This window comes from Qipengyuania qiaonensis (genome assembly GCF_019711515.1).
In the GTDB taxonomy this organism is placed as follows: Bacteria; Pseudomonadota; Alphaproteobacteria; order Sphingomonadales; family Sphingomonadaceae; genus Qipengyuania; species Qipengyuania qiaonensis.
The window spans coordinates 39,941-56,176 of sequence record NZ_JAIGNO010000006.1; the positions used below are offsets into that span (position 1 = coordinate 39,941).

General features: G+C 62.3%; 16 protein-coding genes and 1 tRNA gene. 6 read left to right on the forward strand and 11 right to left on the reverse strand.

Translation table 11 applies throughout. The annotated features are described in order from the left end of the window. Positions 1-86: 86 nt before the first annotated feature. A complete protein-coding gene (locus tag K3174_RS10620; protein WP_221558247.1) occupies positions 87-392 on the reverse strand; it encodes a PepSY domain-containing protein in 306 nt (101 codons plus the stop codon). Between the two features lie 68 nt (positions 393-460). Next, entirely contained in the window at positions 461-1,180 is a 720-nt protein-coding gene (locus tag K3174_RS10625; protein WP_221558248.1) for an SIMPL domain-containing protein, read from the reverse strand. A 126-nt stretch (positions 1,181-1,306) separates the two neighbouring features. On the opposite strand from K3174_RS10625, the gene K3174_RS10630 reads away from it, so the two are divergent. The 3 genes from K3174_RS10630 (at position 1,307) to K3174_RS10640 (ending at position 5,433) form a co-directional block, all read left to right on the forward strand. Continuing rightward, entirely contained in the window at positions 1,307-2,872 is a 1,566-nt protein-coding gene (locus K3174_RS10630; protein ID WP_221558249.1) for an amidohydrolase family protein, read from the forward strand. Between the two features lie 174 nt (positions 2,873-3,046). Continuing rightward, positions 3,047-4,849 carry an ABC-F family ATP-binding cassette domain-containing protein gene (locus K3174_RS10635; RefSeq protein WP_221558250.1) on the forward strand — a complete coding sequence of 601 codons (1,803 nt, stop codon included), beginning with the start codon at positions 3,047-3,049 and terminating at the stop codon, positions 4,847-4,849. Continuing rightward, complete coding sequence (locus K3174_RS10640) at positions 4,846-5,433, forward strand: uracil-DNA glycosylase family protein (RefSeq protein ID WP_221558251.1); 588 nt, start codon at positions 4,846-4,848, stop codon at positions 5,431-5,433. Before K3174_RS10635 ends, K3174_RS10640 begins: the two co-directional genes overlap by 4 nt. 23 nt (positions 5,434-5,456) lie before the next feature. Here K3174_RS10640 and K3174_RS10645 read toward each other — a convergent pair whose 3' ends face one another. Then, a complete protein-coding gene (locus tag K3174_RS10645; protein ID WP_221558253.1) occupies positions 5,457-5,933 on the reverse strand; it encodes a DUF6456 domain-containing protein in 477 nt (158 codons plus the stop codon). 94 nt (positions 5,934-6,027) lie between these two features. On the opposite strand from K3174_RS10645, the gene K3174_RS10650 reads away from it, so the two are divergent. Next, entirely contained in the window at positions 6,028-6,600 is a 573-nt protein-coding gene (locus K3174_RS10650) for a helix-turn-helix domain-containing protein (RefSeq protein WP_221558254.1), read from the forward strand. Beyond that, complete coding sequence (locus K3174_RS10655; protein WP_221558255.1) at positions 6,597-7,787, forward strand: glycosyltransferase; 1,191 nt, start codon at positions 6,597-6,599, stop codon at positions 7,785-7,787. Before K3174_RS10650 ends, K3174_RS10655 begins: the two co-directional genes overlap by 4 nt. Here the strand turns inward: K3174_RS10655 and secF are convergent. Genes secF through yajC form a run of 3 tightly spaced genes read right to left on the reverse strand, consistent with a single transcriptional unit; the run spans position 7,784 to position 10,719 of the window. Then, positions 7,784-8,761, reverse strand: a complete 978-nt coding sequence (secF, locus tag K3174_RS10660; protein ID WP_221558257.1) for a protein translocase subunit SecF — start codon at positions 8,759-8,761, stop codon at positions 7,784-7,786. The two genes, K3174_RS10655 and secF, sit on opposite strands and share 4 nt — an antisense overlap. A gap of 13 nt (positions 8,762-8,774) precedes the next feature. Next, on the reverse strand, positions 8,775-10,373 hold the full coding sequence (gene secD / locus K3174_RS10665; RefSeq protein WP_221558258.1) for a protein translocase subunit SecD: 1,599 nt from the start codon (positions 10,371-10,373) through the stop codon (positions 8,775-8,777). Between the two features lie 19 nt (positions 10,374-10,392). After that, positions 10,393-10,719 (reverse strand): preprotein translocase subunit YajC, encoded by a 327-nt coding sequence (gene yajC / locus K3174_RS10670; protein ID WP_221558259.1) that lies wholly within the window; start codon positions 10,717-10,719, stop codon positions 10,393-10,395. Between the two features lie 201 nt (positions 10,720-10,920). On the opposite strand from yajC, the gene K3174_RS10675 reads away from it, so the two are divergent. Then, positions 10,921-10,997: transfer RNA gene (locus K3174_RS10675), tRNA-Pro, on the forward strand. A gap of 321 nt (positions 10,998-11,318) precedes the next feature. Here K3174_RS10675 and K3174_RS10680 read toward each other — a convergent pair. The 5 genes from K3174_RS10680 to K3174_RS10700 form a co-directional block, all read right to left on the reverse strand. Next, a complete protein-coding gene (locus K3174_RS10680) occupies positions 11,319-11,693 on the reverse strand; it encodes a putative quinol monooxygenase (protein ID WP_221558260.1) in 375 nt (124 codons plus the stop codon). 25 nt (positions 11,694-11,718) lie between these two features. Further along, positions 11,719-12,336 (reverse strand): NAD(P)-dependent oxidoreductase, encoded by a 618-nt coding sequence (locus K3174_RS10685; protein ID WP_221558262.1) that lies wholly within the window; start codon positions 12,334-12,336, stop codon positions 11,719-11,721. A gap of 27 nt (positions 12,337-12,363) precedes the next feature. Next, positions 12,364-13,476 (reverse strand): NAD(P)-dependent alcohol dehydrogenase, encoded by a 1,113-nt coding sequence (locus K3174_RS10690; protein ID WP_221558263.1) that lies wholly within the window; start codon positions 13,474-13,476, stop codon positions 12,364-12,366. Between the two features lie 68 nt (positions 13,477-13,544). Further along, positions 13,545-14,681: an L-dopachrome tautomerase-related protein gene (locus K3174_RS10695; protein ID WP_221558265.1), complete on the reverse strand. Its 1,137-nt coding sequence runs from the start codon at positions 14,679-14,681 to the stop codon at positions 13,545-13,547. Between the two features lie 57 nt (positions 14,682-14,738). Beyond that, positions 14,739-16,214 carry an aldehyde dehydrogenase family protein gene (locus tag K3174_RS10700; RefSeq protein WP_221558266.1) on the reverse strand — a complete coding sequence of 492 codons (1,476 nt, stop codon included), beginning with the start codon at positions 16,212-16,214 and terminating at the stop codon, positions 14,739-14,741. Between the last annotated feature and the right edge of the window lie 22 nt (positions 16,215-16,236).

Here is a 16,236-nt window from a genome sequence, read left to right on the forward strand (position 1 = left end):
CCTCGGATAGTTCGCTAAGCGTTTCGTTCATGTAGATGAACGCGTCAACCTGAACGGAGTTTCCCTCACCACGCTATGCCCGACGATCAGCGGCTGCGCCGCAATACCTTGCCGGTGCGCGCATCGACATCGACATACATCACGCGGCCATCTTCGATGAACTTGAGACGATAAGCCATGGCTGTCGGGTCGTAGGCCGGGCCGAGATATTCGGCGCCCTTCATCGTCGGCAATATCCGCGCTTCGATATCGCGCAGACGAAGAATGTTGCCGGCATTCATCTCGCGCCGCGCTTCGCCCTGTTCGGACCGGCGCTGCGCGAAGGCGGGCTCGGACAGTACCGGACCGACAACGAGCCCGAAGGCCAGCAAGAATGCAACAGCATGCTTCATGATGCTGACTTGCCTAGCCCCCAGGCATTGAACAAGATGTGAATACCGCCCAGTGCGCCGGTTCAGCCCTATCGCGTCATCTCGAATTTGACCGTCAACGACACCATGGTGCCGACAAGTCCGGGTTCGACCGGCGTCGGGGCAGCGGCGGCGTCCATGGTCTGCCGAGCCTTCGACTCCAGAAAGGGGGCTGGTTGGCCGGGCATGATTGACTCGTTGACTTCAAGTAGACGGACTCCGGAAAAACCGGACCAGCGCGCATACTCTTCGGCCTGGGTCCGCGCTTTGTCGAAAGCGGCCCTACGGGCTTGCGCCCTAGCCGAGGTGTCATCGTCGAGGGAGAAGCTGGGGCCGCCGATATCGGTCGCTCCGGCCGCAACGAGGGCGTCTAGCACCTCACCCGCCCGCGGCACTTGCCGTAGCGTCACATTCACCCGGTTCGAAGCCTGGTATCCGCGAAAGACCTGACGACGCGTGGCCTGATCGTAATCGTACTGCGCGCCCAGATTAATCCCGCTCGTCTGGATATCGTCGCCATCGATACCGAGCGCCGTTATGCGATCGATCACGGCAGTCATTTCCTGCGCATTCAGGCGCATGGCTTCGACCGCAGTGCCAGCCTGACTGGTCACACCAGCGTTGATGTTGACGGTATCGGGCTTGGCATCGACGGTTTCGCTCACGGAAAGTTCGACGACCGGGCCCTGCGACTGGATCTGAACCTCTGCGGCATGCGAATTCGAGGCAATTGTAGCGGCTGCCAGGGCGGGAATCGCGAAACGGATCATGGGTTACTCCTCATACGTCGCGCGCACTATCTGCAGTGCGGCTTTGCGGCTTGCTGAACGATCGTCTGCCCACTTTTCTTGGTCGGCACAACGCGCTAGCCCTGACTGTTGCACAAGGGGGAAGACATGAAAGCCTGGAAACTCGCGCTAGCTGCATTGGTCGCAATCGGGGCGCCACCGGTTGCCGCACAAATGGAACCGGTGCCCGCGCGCGCCGGCAACGAGGGCGAAGGACCCTTCGGCAAACTGCTGATCCGCGGGGCTACAGTGATCGAGGGTAGCGGCGCGCCGCCTGCCGGGCCGGTCGATATCCTGGTCGAAGGCAATCGCATCGCCGCGCTCTACCCGGGTGGAGCGCCGACGGCGGAGGCACAGGCGGCGCAGCGCGTAGTGGATGCGCAGGGCATGTATGTCCTGCCCGGCTTCGTCGATACCCATGGCCACAATGGCGATCCCGACAAGGCGGCCCAGCCCTCTTACGGTTACAAGCTCTGGCTTGCGCACGGTGTTACGACCGTTCGCGGCGTAAGCTTCTATTTCGGTCCCGGCACGCCCGACTTGTCCGATGCCAGCCGTAGCGCCGCCAACACCATCGTCGCCCCGCGGCTGATCCCCTATGCCGTCTTTGGAGATAAATGGGATGGCGGAAGCCCTGACACCCCCGCCCTGGCGCGCGAATGGGTGCGCTGGGCCAAGACGCAGGGTTATTGGGGAATCAAGTTCTTCAACTCTGCCACGCCGGAAGTGCTGGGTGCTGCCCTGGACGAGGCGAAGCAGCAGCAGATGGGCACTGTCGCCCACCTCGCGCAAACGGGCGTCGCCGAAGTCAACGCCCGCAAAGCAGCCGAACTCGGCCTTGGCGGGGTCACGCACTTCTACGGCCATTTCGAAAGCCTGCTTAAGGATGGGCTGCCCTACTATCCCGAGGACTATAATTATTTCGACGAGCAGTCCCGTTTCGCCTGGGTGGCGCGGCTTGCTCCGCAAGCGGTCGAGCCGGGAAGCGAGAAGTGGAACGACTATGTCGATTTTCTGGTCGATAGCGGCGTCACGCTGAGCCCAACCTTCAACATCTACTCCGCGAGCCGCGACGTGATGGCGGCGCGGAATCGGGACTGGCACGCGGAATATACCATCCCGTCGCTGATGGATTTCTACGCCCCCAGCGCCACCAATCATGGCAGCTATTACAAGGACTGGAGCACCGAGGACGAGGTGGCTTGGCGCAATTTCTACGCCAAATGGTTTGCGCTGACGAAGGATTTCCACGAGCGCGGCGGCAGAATCACGGCAGGCTCCGATCCGGGCTATATCTATCAGACTTGGGGCTTCGCCTATATCGGCGAGCTTGAGATGCTGCGCGAGGCAGGGCTGTCTCCGCTCGCCGTTATCCGCGCCGCGACCGTGGACGGTGCGCGCGAAATCTACGAACCGCGCGGGCAGGAACCGCCCATGGGTCGTATCGCCGTAGGTCAGTTGGCCGACCTCGTCATCGTACCGGAAAATCCGCTCGCCAATCTCAAGGTGCTGTACGGCACCGGTCACACGCGCCTCAACTACGAAACCGGGGCGGTCGAGCAGGTCGGCGGCGTGCGCTGGACCGTCAAGGACGGCATCGTCTACGACGCACACCAGCTGCTCGCCGATGTCGCCCGCATGGCGGAGGAACAACGCGCCATTCGCGCCAACTAAGTCATTGCGAGCCCGCCCGCGGGGTGGGCGCGGCAACCCATCATTCGCTTTCTCTAACCGAATTGCCATATCGGGCTCAGAGCCATGAATTGCCGCGTCGCCTCCGGCTCCCCGCAATGACCGCGGAGGTGAAGACTTGCCGGACCGCCTCGGCGCGATTACCTCGCCCGGCCTATGGCACAGCCCCCCATCCTAAGCCTAGAAGGCATGGCCCTGCAGCAGGGCGGCAAATGGCTGTTCGGCGGGCCGGACCACGACCCGCTCGACCTGCATATCGGTCCGCGCGACCGGATCGCGCTGATCGGGCGGAACGGCGTGGGCAAGACCACGCTGTTCCGCATGATCGACGGCCGGGTCGAAACCGATAGCGGCATGCGCAAGACCAAGCCGGGCATGCGTATCGTGCTGCTCGAACAGGACCCCGACCTCACCGGCCATGCGACGCTGATGGACTGGGCGCTGGCGGGCGACCACGCGCCGCAGGAGCATGAGGTCGAGGCCATTGCCGGCCAGCTCGGCATCGACATGAGCCGCGAAACGAAAGGCGCGAGCGGCGGCGAGAAGCGCCGCGCCGCCATTGCCCGCGCGCTGGCGCAGGATCCGGACCTGCTGCTGATGGACGAGCCGACCAATCACCTGGACCTTGGCGCGATCGACTGGCTGGAAAGCTGGCTCGACCGCTATCGCGGTGCGTTTCTGGTCATCAGTCACGACCGGACTTTCCTCAAGCGGCTCACGCGCTCGACCCTGTGGCTCGACCGCGGGAACCTGCGACGCAAGGAGGTAGGTTTCGGCGGTTACGAGGCGTGGGAAGAACAGGTCTATGCCGAGGAAGCGCGCGCCGCGGAAAAGCTCGACGCCAAGCTCAAGCTGGAGGCGCACTGGCTCGAACGCGGGGTGACTGCGCGGCGCAAGCGCAATCAGGGACGGCTCGAGAAGTTGTGGCAGATGCGCGCGCAGCGCGCCTCGATGATCAGTGCTGCGGGCACCGCCAAGCTCAAGCTGGCGACCGAAGAAGACTTCAAGTCCAAGTCGGTCATCGTCGCGCAAGACATCGCCAAATCTTATGGCGAGCGCGCGATCATCAGGCCGTTCAGCCTGCGCATTCAGCGCGGCGACCGGATCGGAATCGTGGGTGCCAATGGCGCGGGAAAGACCACGCTCTTGAAGATGCTCACCGGCGAACTCGAACCCGACAGCGGCACGGTGGAGATCGCCAAGACGCTGACCGGTGTGATGATCGACCAGCAGCGCCAGCTCCTTACCGCGGACAAGACCGTGCGGCAGGTGCTGGCCGAGGGCGGCGACTGGATCGACGTGCGCGGCAACCGCAAGCATGTGCAGGCCTATCTCAAGGACTTCCTCTTCGATCCGAAGATCGTCGATATGAAGGTCGGGGTATTGTCGGGCGGCGAACGGTCGCGTCTGCTGCTGGCGCGCGAATTTGCCAAGGCATCCAACCTGCTCGTGCTCGACGAGCCGACCAACGATCTCGATCTCGAGACGCTCGACCTGCTGCAAGAGGTCATCGCCGATTACGAAGGCACCGTGCTGATCGTCAGCCACGACCGCGACTTCCTCGACCGCACCGTCACCATCACGCTCGGCCTTGACGGGACGGGCAAGGTGGACGTGGTCGCGGGCGGTTACGAGGACTGGGAGACCAAGCGCCGTCAGCCCGTCGCAGGCAAGGCAAGGGCCGAGAAGGCACCTGACAAGCCCGCCCCGCCCCCTCCCCCGCCCAAATCGACCAAGCTGTCCTACAAAGACCAGCGCGATTACGAGCTGCTCCCGTCGCGGATCGAGGAACTTGAAACGGCGATCGCCAAGGGCGAGGAAATCCTCTCCGATCCCGGCCTCTATACAGCCGACCCGCAGAAATTCGCCAATATTTCCAAGGGTATCGAAAATGCCCGCAGCGAGAAGGATGCGGCGGAGGAGCGCTGGCTGGCGCTTGCCGAACTGGTCGAGGGATGAGCCTGCCGGCCGAGATCGCGGCCTGCCGGATCTGTGCCGATCATCTCCCGCATGGCGTTCGGCCGGTTGTCAGTTTCTCGCCCACCGCGCGACTGCTTATCATCGGGCAGGCGCCAGGTTCGAAGGTCCACGAAAGCGGCATTCCGTGGGACGATGCCAGCGGCGACCGGCTGCGCGACTGGACCGGTCTGACCAAGGAGCAGATGTACGATCCGGCCCGCGTGGCACTGGTGCCAATGGGCTTCTGCTATCCCGGCAAGGCCAGCGGAGGCGACAAACCGCCCCGCCCCGAATGCGCGCCGCAATGGCACGATCGCATTCTCGACATGTTGCCGGAAAACCGGCTGACCCTGCTTGTCGGCACCTACGCGCAGGCACGCTATCTGCCTGAGGCGCGCAAACTCTCGATGACCGAACGCGTGCGCAATTTCCGCAAGTTTTTGCCCTGCTTCCTGCCGCTACCGCACCCCGCCTGGCGCGCGGCGATCTGGATGCGCAAAAATCCCTGGTTCGAAGCGGAAACGATTCCGCAGCTGAGACAGCGTGTTGTTCAGCTTGTCGGCGCGGAATCGAAACGAAGTTGACGCAGTTGACACAGTCCTGAACCTCAAACGATCCGGTAGAAATGCGCGACCCGGTCCAGCGCCAGCTTGAGCACCAGCTTGCCGCTGCGGGCAGGCCATTCGAGCGCCTTTTCCGCCGCCGGCAGCCCCTCGCCCGCACAGGCGATACGCCACAGAATGTCGCGCAGCCCCGGCCCCGCCTCCGCCATTGCTCCATCGAAGCGATCCTTTGCCGCAATCTGGCGTTCCGATGTGGTGAGATCGTGATCGCTATGACCATTGTCGACCCGCACCGGATCCCAGCGCATCGTGATCGAACGGGCCAGTTGGGCGCGCTCGTAGTCGGCACGCAGTCGTTCACCCGCATCGAACTGGCGATCGGTAAGATGCCCACGCGCATGCAGCCAGGTGAGCGGGCACTCGGCAAGGTTTACCGTCACACTGCGGCGTTTGCGCGCAGCAGTGCCACTGCGGCGCGGTCCTTCTTCGGTGAGTTCTCGTTCGGCGAGTTTGCGGGGCATCTGTATCTCCTGACTGAAAAGTTTTGCCTTGCGCCTCGGCGGTTCATGTAGGAAAGAGAAAAAACCAAATCGGTTATCAGTGGGGAGTGACCGAGTGATCAATCGCATACGCGGCATCCGCAAGCAGAAGGGTATGACCCTCGCCGACCTCGCCGAGGCCTGCGTTCCGCCGACCACTCCGCAGACGGTCGGGCGGCTTGAAACCGGTATGCGCAACCTGTCCTTGAACTGGATGGAACGCATCGCCGCCGCGCTCGATGTCGACCCCGAAATGCTCGTCCGTAGCGAGAAGGCCGGCCATCCGCAGGTCGTGGCGACACTCGTAAAGGATGGGGCGGAGGCACTGGCTGCCACGCGCGACGCGATCCCGTCCACCGATCTGGCGGGCGATGGTGTGCTGATGGTGCTCGACATCGACTATCCGCATGGCGAGTATCGTCCTGGCGATCAGCTCTGGCTGCGCCAGCTCGACCCGGATCAGGCGGGCCGCGCGATCAATCGCGATGTGCTCGTTCCCCGGAAGGGTGGCCGGTTCGTCTTCGGACGATTGATCGACCGGCAAGGCGACCTGCTTGGCATTCTTCCCCCAGGTCAGGGACAGAAACAGGACGTGATCAAGGATGCGCCCTGGATCGCCGTCGCTGAAATGCTGGTCCGCACCCTGTGAGCGCGGGCAAGACCCGTCGCGTCCTGTCGCTTTCGACGCTGTTTCCCAATTCCGCCCACCCCCGCTTCGGAATCTTCGTGGCCCGATCGCTCGGCGCACTTCAGCGTTACACGCATTGGGACGTTACAGTCGTCAATCCGATCGGCCTGCCGCCGGTCGGCTTCGGGCGCTACCGGCAATTGGCCAAAGCAGCGGAAGACGGTCATGATTTCGGCATCGTCATCCATCGTCCGGTCTTTCGCCTGATCCCGAAATTCGGCGGGCGGCTCAACCCGAAGCTGATCGCCAAAGCGATATTGCCGCTAGCGCGGCGTCTCCATGCGGAAGCGCCGTTCGATCTCGTCGACGCGCAATTCTTCTATCCGGACGGCCCGGCAGCGATGATTGTCGCACGCGAGCTTGGGCTGCCATTCGCCGTCAAGGCACGTGGAGCCGATATCCATCATTGGGGCGCACGCGGATACGGGCGCAAGGCCTTGTTGCGTACCGCAAGCGCCGCTTCCGGCGTGCTGGCCGTGAGCGAAGCGTTGGCCGACGACATGGCAACGCTCGGCATGGAGCGAGCGAAGATCCAAGTCCACTATACCGGGCTTGATCGTGACCTGTTCCGGCCGCTCGATCATGTGGGACTGCGCCCTCGACTGGCCGAGACTTTATCGATCCCCATCGCCAAGGACGAGCGGCTGCTGGCTACGGTCGGCGCGCTGATCGAACGCAAGGGGCAAGCCCTTGTCATCAAGGCGCTCGCGCACCTGCCCAAGGGGCGCTTGCTGTTGATCGGCAAGGGTGAAGACGAGGCGAGCCTGCGAGCGCTGACCAGAGAGGTCGGTGTAGCGGATCGCGTTCACTTCCTTGGCAGCCTCGATCCCGCGATGCTGCCGCCGATCCTGTCCGCGGCGGACGCCATGGTGCTACCCTCGCTCAGCGAAGGCCTCGCCAATGCCTGGATCGAGGCGCTTGCTTGCGGCACCCCCCTCGTCATCACCGATGCGGGCGGCGCCCGCGAAGTGGTTACCTCACCCGACGCCGGGGTGATCGTGGGGCGAAATTGCCGCGCCGTTCTGGACGGGATCGAACTCGTCACCGCCCGTCCCCGCTCACCCGAAAAGGTAGCGGAGACGGTGGCCGGTTTCAGTTGGGAAGCGAACGGCAGGGCGCTCGCCGATCACTACGACCGGCTGGTCTAGACGACGCCGCGAGCTTTCTTTTCCTGCTGGTCGAGAACGGTTTCGGTCGGCACGAAGCTGTCACTGGTCACGCCCAGCCAGACGAGGATCGGGGCCGCCATGTACACCGAACTGTAGGTACCGACGAACAGACCCAGCGTGATGCCTGCGACCATGCCGAACAGGCTGGCCGGGCCAAAGAACAGCAGCGGGATCAGCGCGACAAGCAGCGTGAGCGAGGTCATGACCGTACGCGCCAGCGTCTCGTTGACCGACAGGTCGAGCAATTCCGGCAACGGCATCTTGCGGAACTTCTTCAAGTTTTCGCGGATGCGGTCGTAAACCACGATCGTGTCGTTCAGCGAATAGCCGATGATCGCCAGGATTGCGGCGATGATCTGCAGGCTGAATTCCATCTGGAACAACGCGAACATGCCCATCGTCAGGCTGACGTCGTGGAACAGCGCAAACAACGCACCCACGCCGAACTGCCATTCGAAGCGGATCCAGATGTAGAGCGCGATAGCCAGCATTGCCGCCAACAGGGCCAGCAACGCCTTTTCGCGGAATTCGCCGGATACCTTGCCCGATACGTTGTCGTTACCGTCTAGGCGAAAATCGGAATACTCGCCCTGCAGGGTACTGACAATCTCGTTTGCCGCTTCCTGCGCGGCTTCCTTGTCGGCCGACACCTCGTCGGGCAACCGCACGCGGATCGAAACCTGGTTGTCCTCGCCGAAGCGCTGGACCACCGGATCGCCATATCCCAGCGTGGCCACCTGCTCGCGCAGTTCGCCCACGGGAGCTTCAGCGCTCTGGGTGAAAGTCGCCCGCACCTCGAGGCCGCCGGCGAAATCGACGCCGTAATTGAGGCCCTTGGTGAAGACCAGCGCCCAGCTCGCTGCGATCAGCAGGAGGCTGACTGCGAAGAACGGAATGCGCCATTTCAGGAACTTGATGTTGGTGTCGTCGGGGACGAGCTTGAGCAGTTTCATATCGTCGCCCTCCTTACAGCACGATGTCTTTGGGCTTGGCCTTGCGCAGCCAGTCGGCCACCCACATCCGGGACAGCGTCACGGCGGTGAAGACCGAGGTGAACAGGCCGATTACCAGCACCACCGCAAATCCGCGCACCGGGCCGCTGCCGAACAGGAACAGCAGCACGCCGGCGATGAAGTTGGTGACGTTGGCATCGTAGATGGCGCGGCTCGCCTCCTTGTAGCCGTTCTCGACCGCGGCCACTACCCTTCGCCCGCGTTTTCGTTCTTCGCGAATGCGCTCGTTGATCAGCACATTTGCGTCCACTGCGGCACCGATGGTCAGCACGAAACCTGCGATACCGGGCAGTGTCAGCGTAGTGTTGAGCACGGCCATGATGCCCAGCAGCATGGCCACATTGATTACCAGGGCGACGGTCGCATAGACGCCGAAACGGCCGTAGCTGGCAATCATCAGCACAATGACCAGCAGCGAGCCCAGGGCCATGGCAAGCATGCCGCGCTTGATCGAGTCCGCGCCGAGATCGGGGCCGACCGTGCGCTCTTCGATCACCGCAAGATCGACCGGCAGCGCGCCCGACCGCAGCGAAATCGCCAGTTGGTTCGCCGTCTCGACCGAGAAGCCGCCCGAAATCATTGCCGTGCCCCCACGGATCGGTTCGTTGATATTCGGGGCCGACAGCACCTGTTCGTCGAGGATGATCGCAAAGGGCTTGCCGACATTGTCCGTCGTCAGCTTGGCGAAACGGCGGCCGCCATCGCTGTCGAACTGGATATTGACCACGGGCTCGTTGGTCTGCGGATCGAAGCTTTGCTGTGCGCCGGTAAGGTTGTCGCCGCGGATACCACCCAGGCGGCGCACGGCAAGCGAGGAACCGGCGAAGTCCGATGTTTCGGCATAAGCGAAGATTTCCGATCCCGGCGGGGCGAGGCCCTGCTGGACGTCGCTCGGCAGCGCATTCTGATCGACCAGCTTGAATTCCAGCTTGGCAGTCTGGCCCAGTAGAGCCTTGAGCTGCTCGGGATCCTGCAGGCCGGGAACCTGCACCACAATGCGCGTGTCGCCCTGGCGGATAATGGTCGGCTCGCGCGTGCCGAGTTCGTCGATACGCTTGCGCACGACCTCGATTGCGCTTTCCATCGCATCGCTGACCGCCTGGTCAATCCCTTCCTGCGTGGGCGTGAGGATCATGCGGTTACCGTCTTCGACGACCATGTCCCATTCACGCACGAGACCGGTGCCGTTGATCGACGGCAGCAGCAATTCGCGCGCACGGTCGATCTGGGACGGGTTGTCGAGAACGAAGCTCAGCCGGCCATCGCGGGTCGAGACGTCCCCGATACGGATCCGCGGTTCCGCGCTGCGCATGGTGTTGCGCACGTTCTCTTCCATATTGTCGAGCCGCTGCGCGGCGACCTGCGACGCATCGGCTTCGAGCAGGATATGGCTGCCGCCGGCAAGGTCGAGGCCGAGATTGACCATCGGATCGGGCAAGGCATCCGGCCAGCGGATGCTGGTGGCCGACAGTAGCGAGGGCAGTGCAGCGGCAACGCAGATAAGCGTGACCAGCCACAGCCAGACCCTACGCCAGGTTGGAAAATCGAGCATGAAGAAAAGGGTCCCCGCCTCAGTCGTTCGCAGCCGGCTTGCTGCGCGAGGACAGCACTTCGCCGATCGTGTTGCGGACCGCCTTAACCGTGATGCCCTTGGCCAGCTCCACATGGACGAAATTGTCTTCGACCTTGGTGATCTTGCCGACGAGACCGCCTGCGGTCACCACTTCGTCTCCCTTGGCGAGACCGGCGACACGCTCACGATGTTGCTTCTGCTGGCGCATTTGCGGACGCAGGATGAGAAACCACAAGATCAGCAGCATGCCCAGCGGCAGCACCCAACCAGTCCATGCGGGCGGCTCTGCGGCAGCGCTTCCGGCGGCGGCAAGAAAATCGATCATCGAAGGAATACCTGTCGGAAATTTCAGTTCTATCGGGTCCGCAATTGGGTGGCACCTGCCGACTGTTCAACCGGACCGACGCGTCTCGCATGCGAAAGTGCGGCGCGGTTAGCAGCATTGCCGTGCCGGGGCAACGAATTGCCTTCTAACTGTGCTTGCCTTGCACAGGTACGCGCCCTATAGGGCCGCCTCCACTGGTTTCGGGATGTAGCGCAGCCTGGTAGCGCACCATACTGGGGGTGTGGGGGTCGCTGGTTCGAATCCAGTCATCCCGACCAGTGGTTTCAAGACTCCCAACCGAAAACCGACCCCACAGCGCGATCGGGAATATTCCCCGATCTTGCTGGCAAACTCAGCCGGTGAAACCGGACCACCGGTCTTGGGAAAGACGGAAAACTCTAGACCCGTGCGGTCCGAGGTTGGGTAGCAGAGCAGCGTGGCCAAACTTGCTCAATGTACCTGCGTGTTTATGCCCTTCCCGAAACCAGCCGACCTGGTGATTTCCGAGAATGCGTCGCGGCCCCGGACCACGCGCTCAGTTATCAGTCAGCAGAATCTAGCGTGGCTCCCGGTATGGCTTTACGCACAGACGCACCGCTTCAGTCTGTCAGGCCCATGCGGTAGATGGCTGCCGGATCGGGCGCCGCGCCAAGATCGGCCATGATCTTGAGTGGCGTCTCACCCTCATACGGCGTTCCGGGCCGTGAATCGGGACCGAGATGTTTCAGAAGGATTTTGGCCGACTGCCAGCGTTCGGTCAGCCAGAACGCATTGGGATCTTTCCAGTCACAGTGCCATGTGAATTCGATGCAGCCCTCTTCCTTCACCACATAAGGGGCGTAGTCGTTGAGGAAATCGCGGAATTTATCGGCATTTTCGGCAGGGACCGGAAATTTGACCGTCAGACCGATGGGTCCCGCATAGTCGGTCGATTTGAACCATTCGATGGTTTCTTCAAAGGTGATCTTGCTCATCGGGCTCGCTCCTTGCGTAGCGCGGTCAATAGGCCGCGTTATAGATCGTGCGGCGGTGCGCGGGCTTCTCTGCCTCGTCTAGCAGGACGACCGCGAAATCCTCGGCGCTGATCGTGCTTTCGCCGTTTTCGTCCATCACCACCGTGCGGTCGCCAAGCCGCGCCTTGCCGGTGCGCTCGCCCGGCGCAATGGTGAGCGCGGGGGCCTGCACGGTCCAGTCGATGTCGCTTGCGGCCAGCATGTCATGCGCCGCCAGCATGGCCTGCGCCTCGGCGCGATATTCGGGCGGGGCGTGGTCGATCAGCGCGCTGCCGTCGGGCGCGTTCAATGACGATGCGCCGCCGACCTGAATCAGCCGCGTAGTGCCCACCGCTTCGATCAGCGCCTTGGTGAATTTGCGCGCATCGCCGACCGCATCGCCGGTGATGCGGGGGCTGACAGCCGAGACGACCAGATCGACCTTGGCGGCCTGCTCGCGCAGCGCATCCACATCGTTGATGTCAAGCGCGATGGGCGTGACATGAGGTCCCGCATTGGCATCGCCCTTGCGCGATGCGGCAATGATGTCGTGGCCGCGTGCGGCACCTTCGGAGGTGATGCGTGAACCGACCATGCCGGTCGCACCTATAACGAGTATCTTCATGTTTTCAGTTCCTTGAATTCAAAATGATTACTGCGGCATGCGCACGATGGGTTTCAGCGTGATGCCCTTTTCGCTGTCCTCGGCCGCTTCATTGATGCGGTCGAGGTCGTAGAACTTGACGAGCCTGTCGAACGGGAACCTGCCCGACATATGCAAATCGACCAGCACCGGGATCAGCGTGGTTGGCACGCTGTCGCCCTCCACTACGCCGATCAGCCGCTTGCAGCTTTGCATCACGTCGACGAGGTCGATTTCGGCCATCGTGCCGGGCTTCGACGCGCCGACCACAGCCGCCGTGCCGCTGGGGCGCAAGCTGGAGACCATGGCCGAGACAAGCGCGGCGATGCCGGTCGAATCCATCGCGGAATGCGCGCCGCCGCCGGTGATTTCCTTGACGCGTTCAGCGGCGTTTTCTTCCTTCGAGTTGATCGTGTGGGTTGCCCCGAGCTCCATGGCGAGTTCGAGCCGCGATGGCACGATATCGATGGCGACGATCGTGGTCGCGCCGATAGCTGCGGCGGCCATCACGCCCGACAGGCCGACCGCCCCGCCGCCCCATGCGGCAAAGCTGGAGCCGGGGGCGACTTTCAGCGCATTCATCACCGTGCCCGCGCCGGTCTGGATGCCGCAACCAAGCGGCCCGAGCAATTCAAGCGGCGCGTCCTTCCGCACCTTGATCGCGTTGCGCGCGTTGGCAATAGCATATTGCGCAAACGAGGACTGACCAAAGAAACGGTCGTTGAGAAGAGTTCCGTCATCGGCTTCCAGGACGTGCGAACCATCGATCCGCTGGCCCGAGAAATTCCACGCATTGAAATTGGCGCAATAGGCGGGATGGCCCTCGTGGCACGGGTCGCAGACATTGCAGTTGAGGAAGGACAGGACGACATGGTCGCCCTTTTCCAGTTCGTGCACATTCTTGCCGACCTCATCGACAATGCCCGATCCTTCGTGGCCCAGCACGATGGGATGGGGAACCGGGAAAATCTGGTCGCGCGCGACCATGTCGGTGTGGCACATGCCGGTGGCGACCACGCGGACCAGCACTTCGTCATCGGCGATGGCTCGGCGCCGCACCTGCTCGATGCGGAACGGGCCGCCCTTGTCGCGGATGACGGCTGCGGTGAAAAGTTCGGTCATGCTGGGTCTTCCTTCAAACTTGTATTCGGGCCGATCTTCGCGCTTCATTTGTCACAGAGCGAATGGTGTCATCGTCCTTGGAGAGGCTCCGCCAACGGCTTGAAGCGATAGATGCGGTAGGGTGGCTTATTGAGCGTTTCACCACCGTTGAACGTCGATGACAGGGAAACCTGTGCGGCGGCGGTGTAGAGATAGCCGTCCGGCCCGATATTGATTCCGTCCGGCCAGACCATGCTCTTGTCAGAGGTGTATGACCGAACCTGGCGGGTCGATGCGGGGATAACGCTGATTGTATTGGTGCCCGCTTCTGCGAGATAAAGGTTCCCGGCAGAATCGATGGTCAAGCCGCCATTGGCAGGCTTATCCGCATAGACCTCTACATTTGCCGCGATTTCCTTGTCGGTGAGGCTGAAATCAGCCAGTCGCGCAATATTGATGCGAAAGACGCTGGTCTTGTTGAGCGGTGTGAAATAGAGCCATTCTTCCTCGCGGTCGAGCGCGATGCCGTCGACCCCGACGAACAGCGGAACGGTCTTTTCGTACGGTGTGCCTTGGTCCATCACCATCGGCATGTCGAGATCCGGCATGACGAAATCGGTACCCTGCAACACGCGGCGACTTTCGCCGGTACGGATATTCACGACCACCAGCGCTGCCTTGTCGCCTTTCGGGCCGGTCGCAATCCCTTCGTCCGAAATCACTATGAGATCGTGTTTGATCGAGATCGCGAAATCGTTGTGCTGCGATTCGGGCAGGGTCACACCATCGGGCAGGTAAATGACCTGCTTCAGTTTACTGTTCTTTGTGTCCCAAGCCACCAGTTTGGGCGTGATCCGCGGCTCTGCCTGGCCTGAATCGAGTATCCAGAGCGTCCCCGCTCCATCCTCGCGCGCAGCCAGCACCCAGTTGAAGTAAGTCCCCGGATTTTTGAGAGAGCCATCCGCTTCGCGCGCAACTTGCCAAGCCTTATTGGGATAAGGCCTGATCTCACCGTCGGGTAAGCGTTCTGCGACCTTTACCGCCGGATTGAAGAACGGGTGATAGGTAAAGAAGAATCGTTTGTCCGAAGTATATGCGATGGCTGAAATCGCTTCCGAAGTTTCGGCATATACTTCTGCCTCCACCCGTTCCTGAGCCAGAAGCGGAGGGGTGGCCATGGCAAGGAGGACTGGGATAGCGGAAGTAAAGGAAGAGAATTTGGTCATAGTGATTCTCTTTTCTGTGCAAGCTCCATATTTGGTTAGCTGCCGGTTGAAGTCTAATCAGAAGGGATAGTCGCGCGGGCTGTGCTGCACGGTGATCCAGTGATCGGTGGTGAATTCCTCGATCGCCCAGTCGCCGTTAAAGCGGCCGAGCCCCGAATTGCGTTCGCCGCCGAACGGCGCATTGGCCTCGTCATTGACCGACTGGTCGTTGACATGGGTCATGCCGGTGATCATCCGGCGCGCGAAAGCCACGCCGCGCGCACTGTCGCCAGAATGAACCGCGCCCGACAGCCCGAAAAGGCTGGCATTGGCGAGTTCCAACGCATGTGCCTCATCGCGGGCTTTCAGGATGGAGACGGCAGGTCCGAACACCTCCTCGCGCGCGATTTCCATCTCGGGCGTCACATCGGTGAACACATGCGGCGGTAGTACATTGCCCTCGGCCTCGCCGCCCAGCGCCATTGTCGCGCCTTCCTTTTGCGCATTGGCGATCTTGTCCTTGATCCCCTCCAGCTGCTTGGCGTTGATGATCGGACCGATGGCTGTGTCGGCATTGGCGGGATTGCCGTACTTCAACGTCTTAGCGTGGGTCGTGAACTTATCGACGAATTCATCGTAAAGCGACGCATCGACGATGATGCGGTTGATCGCCATGCAGATCTGGCCCTGATGCAGGAACTTGCCGAAGATCGCAGCCTTGACCGCGCCGTCGACATTCGCATCGTCGAGCACCACGAAGGCGTTGTTGCCGCCCAGTTCCAGCGCCACGCGCTTGAGATGGTCGCCCCCTGCAGCCGTGGTGCCAATGCCCTTGCCGACCGGTGTCGATCCGGTGAAAGAGATCATGCGCGGCACCGCGTGCTCGACAAAGGCATCGCCGATATCCGATCCCGCGCCGATCACCACGCTCAGCACACCGGCGGGCAGGCCCGCTTCCTCGAAGATCTTGGCGATAAGCTGGCCGCCGGTGACGGGTGTGTCGCTCGCGGGCTTGAGCACCACCGCATTGCCCAGCGCCAGCGCGGGCGCGACCGAGCGTTGCGAGAGATGCAGCGGGAAGTTCCACGGGCTGATCACCCCGATTACGCCCAAGGGCTTGCGATAGACCCGGCTCTCCTTGCCCGGAATGTCGGAGGCGAGGATACGGCCCTCTATCCGATGCGGAAACGTCGCCGCCTCCACGGTAATGGCCCGCGCCGAGCTCCACTCGACCTCGGCCTTGATGCGGGTCGATCCGGCTTCGCGGATCAGCCAGTGGGTGATTTCTTCATGCCGCGCGTCGAAGATCCCGACCGCGCGTTCCATTACCGCGGCGCGTTCGGCAGGCGGCAGGGCGGCCCATGCCGGCTGCGCCTTGGCTGCCGCCGCATAGGCTTCGTCGAGATCCTCCTTCGACGCGAGCGGTATCGCGCCCAGCTTGTCGCCGGTAAACGGATCGGTGTTCTCGCCAATTTTGCCCGATGCGCCTTTCCGCCATTTCCCGCCAATATATTGGAGGTGGAGGTCGTCATAGAGGGATTTAGAGGAAGACATTGAGGGACTCCTTTCGGGAAAG